This is a genomic window from Pseudonocardia xinjiangensis (genome assembly GCF_012911925.1).
Taxonomy (GTDB): Bacteria; Actinomycetota; Actinomycetes; order Mycobacteriales; family Pseudonocardiaceae; genus Pseudonocardia; species Pseudonocardia xinjiangensis.
In genome coordinates this window covers 1-3292 of the sequence record NZ_JAAXKY010000277.1, presented here as the reverse complement: position 1 = coordinate 3292, position 3292 = coordinate 1, and the positions used below count along the sequence as shown (strand labels likewise).

General features: G+C 72.8%; 4 protein-coding genes and 1 pseudogene. All 5 read right to left on the bottom strand.

From position 1 onward, the window contains the following. Positions 1 to 1301 (bottom strand): annotated as a pseudogene (locus tag HF577_RS36925) (hypothetical protein); the annotation flags it as partial. Positions 1302 to 1334: 33 nt separating this feature from the next. Then, positions 1335 to 1478, bottom strand: a complete 144-nt coding sequence (locus HF577_RS36920; RefSeq protein WP_169400640.1) for a hypothetical protein — start codon at positions 1476 to 1478, stop codon at positions 1335 to 1337. 234 nt (positions 1479 to 1712) lie between these two features. After that, the gene (locus HF577_RS36915) at positions 1713 to 1886 is read right to left on the bottom strand and encodes a DUF7455 domain-containing protein (protein WP_169400639.1); all 174 of its coding nucleotides are present in this window, start codon (positions 1884 to 1886) and stop codon (positions 1713 to 1715) included. Between the two features lie 4 nt (positions 1887 to 1890). Further along, on the bottom strand, positions 1891 to 2127 hold the full coding sequence (locus HF577_RS36910; RefSeq protein ID WP_169400638.1) for a hypothetical protein: 237 nt from the start codon (positions 2125 to 2127) through the stop codon (positions 1891 to 1893). 217 nt (positions 2128 to 2344) lie between these two features. Continuing rightward, positions 2345 to 3292: beta-propeller fold lactonase family protein (locus HF577_RS36905; protein WP_169400637.1), on the bottom strand; the 948-nt coding region annotated here is incomplete at its 5' end.

Sequence of the window (3292 nt, the reverse complement as noted above, 5' to 3'; positions counted from 1 at the left end):
ACCCAGCGCTCGTCCACCGGGAAGGTCGGGACACCCGCGAAGGCGGTGCGGGTGACGGCCTCGGGGTCACGCACGCGGATCGCGTGCGAGTCGGTGCGCCGGACGACCTCGATCACCGCGGCGCCCACGACGATCCAGACCGGGAGGTCGATGCCGGCGAAGCGGGGCAGGACCAGCGCCATCATCAGCCCGCCGTACCCGGACATCACCAGGCTGCGGCCGCGCGCTGCCAGCGGCCTGCGCCTGCCTGTCGGGGGTTCACGGGGCGGGAGGTGGTCGAAGAGGTCGGGAACCTCGGGTGGATGGACGGGGCGCAGCGGGGCGCCGCCCAGGTCGGCGGCGAGTGCGGAGGCGACCTCGGCGGTGCGCGCGGTCAGCAGCGCCCGGGTCCGGCGGCCCTCGTAGTCGAGCCGTTCGCGCAGCCAGGCCTCCACCGCGTCCCAGCTGGTCGCCGGGTCGTTCTCGTCGACGACGCGCTCGGCCTCGGCCACCGTGAGGCGCACGCGGGTGCGCAGATCGAAGTCCACGTCGGAGGAGACGGCGGCGAAGCCGTCGGAGAGCACCTGCTGCCAGCGGCCCCGGTCGGGAGCGGCGGGAGCGGGCTCGGTGGCGCGCGGACGCCGGGCGACCGGCCCGGGCGGTGCTGTTCCCGGGTCCTCCAGCTCACCGACGGCGCCGAGTACCTCCTGGGCGACGGCGCGGGCGGCGCTCAGCTCGGTCTGCCCGGCGAGGTCGCGGAGCCGTTCGGCGAGTGCGGGGATCCCGGACGCGGTGGCGAGGGCGGGCCGGGCGGTGGCGACGGCCTCGGTGTGCAGCGCGACCGACACCGCGAACGGGGCGGCGGGCACCCCGGCCGAGCCCAGCAGGTCGAGATCGGCTTCGAACACGTCGCGCCAGTGCGGGTGCCGGTCGATCCCCGTCAGGACGAACACGACAGCGGGGCAGCGGTGGTGCAGTGCGCGCAGCTGGTCCAGCTCTGCGGTGGTGAGGATCTGCGCGGAGTCGGCGACGAACACCACGATGTCCGCCGCCTCACCGGGACCGGCGACACCGGCCTGGGTGAGGGTGATGCCCGGCGAGCCGGGAACGGCGCGCAGCAGGGCGGTGACCATGTCGGTCCTGCCCTGCGGCGCGCCGCCGGCCACCTGCACCGTGACCGAGGGAGCGCGCAGCAGGCTCCGTGCTGCGGAGAGCCGGTCGACGAGGTCGAGCCGGCCTCCCGCCCGCGCCGTGCCGATCGCCGTGTCCAGGACGTCCTGCGGCCTCGTGGCCGCGCTGTCCGGCACCGGCGGGGCGCTCATCGGGTCCTCCTCGGATCATTGCGGCGGAACTGGTCAGGCGTACTCGTACTCGTCGGAGTCCTCGTCCTCGTCCTCCCAGTCCGACTCCTCGTACTCGTCCTCCCACTCGTCGAAGTCCTCGTCCTCCCAGTCGACCTCGTCGTAGTCGCTGTCGTAGTCCTCGCAGTAGTCCGACATTCTCGGCACCTTTCGGTAATCGGGCCGCGGGGTGTTTTCCCGCTGTTCCGGACCCGGGTAAAGAATTGCCGGAAAGCGCCGGTGCCGACATCGAGGAGACCCCACTGTCGCCGGAGTCGTCCCCCGTCTCCGGCGGGGGTGGACCCTTCCTGCAATCGCGACACAGGTCCGGACATGCCAGCGAGCCCGGTCGCGGGGACGCGACCGGGCTCGGGACGAGGAGGGGTGGGGTGGTCAGGGGCCGGAGCTGAGGGCGGCACCGATCTGGCGCAGCCGGGCCGTGTGCCTGCGCGCGTGATGACCGCAGAACAGCAGCTCACCGCCGCTGGGCAGGAGAGCCCTGAGCTGGGCAGCCGCGCTGCAGCGGTCGCAGCGGTCGAGCCGGGTGAGGGTTGCGGTGGCAGTCATGTCGTCACGCTGCCGCGAGCACGGCGTGGCCGGACGGGGTGAGCCGGGCGGGCCCCGTCTGCGCAGCCGTGGCGATCAGGCCGGCGGCGGTGAGCCGGGGACCGGCGAACTGGTCACTGAAGCAGAGGCCGTCGACGACGAGCACGCCGCCCGTCCTGGAGATCTCGCAGCGGCCCGCGGCGACGGCCCGGAGAACGGCGCGGTCGCGGTGGGTGAGGGCGGCGGTGGTGGTGGTGTTCATCGTCGGTCTCCTTCCGGCTTCGGGAACTATTTGCGACTGAGGAAAGAGTGCGCCGCACCGGCTCCGCGATACATCTCGTTCTCCCTAGGGACGGCTGGGCGCACCCGCCGGTTCAGGTAGGGACTGCCCCCCGTCGGGCCGCCCGGGGCACACCGGGCGGCCGGTTCCGGGCGACTCGCGCACGGGATTCGGGCGACTCGCGGGGGTGGGGCCGGGGTCAGCCGGCGACGTTCAGGGTGGTGAGCGTGCCGTCCTTGAGGTTCGAGACGTAGGCGGTGGTGCCGTCCGGCAGGACGGCGACCGAGGTCGGTGACGAGCCGGTCGGGATGGTCGCGGTCACCCTCATCGTGTCGGGGTTGATCACGGAGACGGTGTTGTCGGTGACGTTCACGACGTAGGCGAAGCGGCCGTCGGCGGACCACGTGATGTCCTGCGGGTTGCGGCCCACCGCGATCGCCGTGACGACCTCGTCCGTGCCGGTGTCGATCATCGTGACGGACGCGGCGTCGTAGTTCACGTTGGCGACCAGCGGCCGGGTCGGGTGAACCGCCACGCTGTGGGGGCTCGTCTGGACGGGTATCTCGGCGAGGATCGCGTGGTTCGACGTGTCGATGGCCGAGACGAGGTTCGACTCGTGGTTGGCCGTGTAGGCCTTCGTGCCGTCGGGCGAGAACTCGACCCAGTGCGGGTTGGGCGCAACCTTGATCTCGCTGGTGACGGTGTTGGTGCCCGTGTCGATCACCGAGACGGTGCCGGAGTCGTGGTTGGGCACGTAGAGCTCGCTCCCGTCGGGGGTGACGGCGGCGAGGAAGGGCCGGGTGCGCACCGGGATCGTGGCGGTGATCGTGTTCGTGGTGGTGTCGAGGACGCCCACCGCGGCGATGGTCCTGGCCTCGTTCCAGATGCTGACGTAGACGGTGCGCCCGTCGGGGGAGAAGGCCAGGTACTGCGGGGGGCCGGCCGCGACGGGGATGGTGGCCGTCACCGCGTCGACCGCCGTGTCGACGACGGTGACGACGCCGGCGGCGCGGTTGGCGATGTAGGCCTGCCGTCCGCTGGGGGCGACGACGACGAAGCCCGGGGTGGCGCCGGCGGGGATCGTGGGTCCGATGGACGGGATCGGCACGGCGGCCGCCACGGACGCCGGGCCGATCCCGTCCATCGG

What these genes read in the sequence shown, in the direction of transcription:
- HF577_RS36920 (WP_169400640.1), bottom strand. Translation starts at nt 1,478, where the DNA reads ATGTCGGACTACTGCGAGGACTACGACAGCGACTACGACGAGGTCGAC.
- HF577_RS36915 (WP_169400639.1), bottom strand. Translation starts at nt 1,886, where the DNA reads ATGACTGCCACCGCAACCCTCACCCGGCTCGACCGCTGCGACCGCTGC.
- HF577_RS36910 (WP_169400638.1), bottom strand. Translation starts at nt 2,127, where the DNA reads ATGAACACCACCACCACCGCCGCCCTCACCCACCGCGACCGCGCCGTT.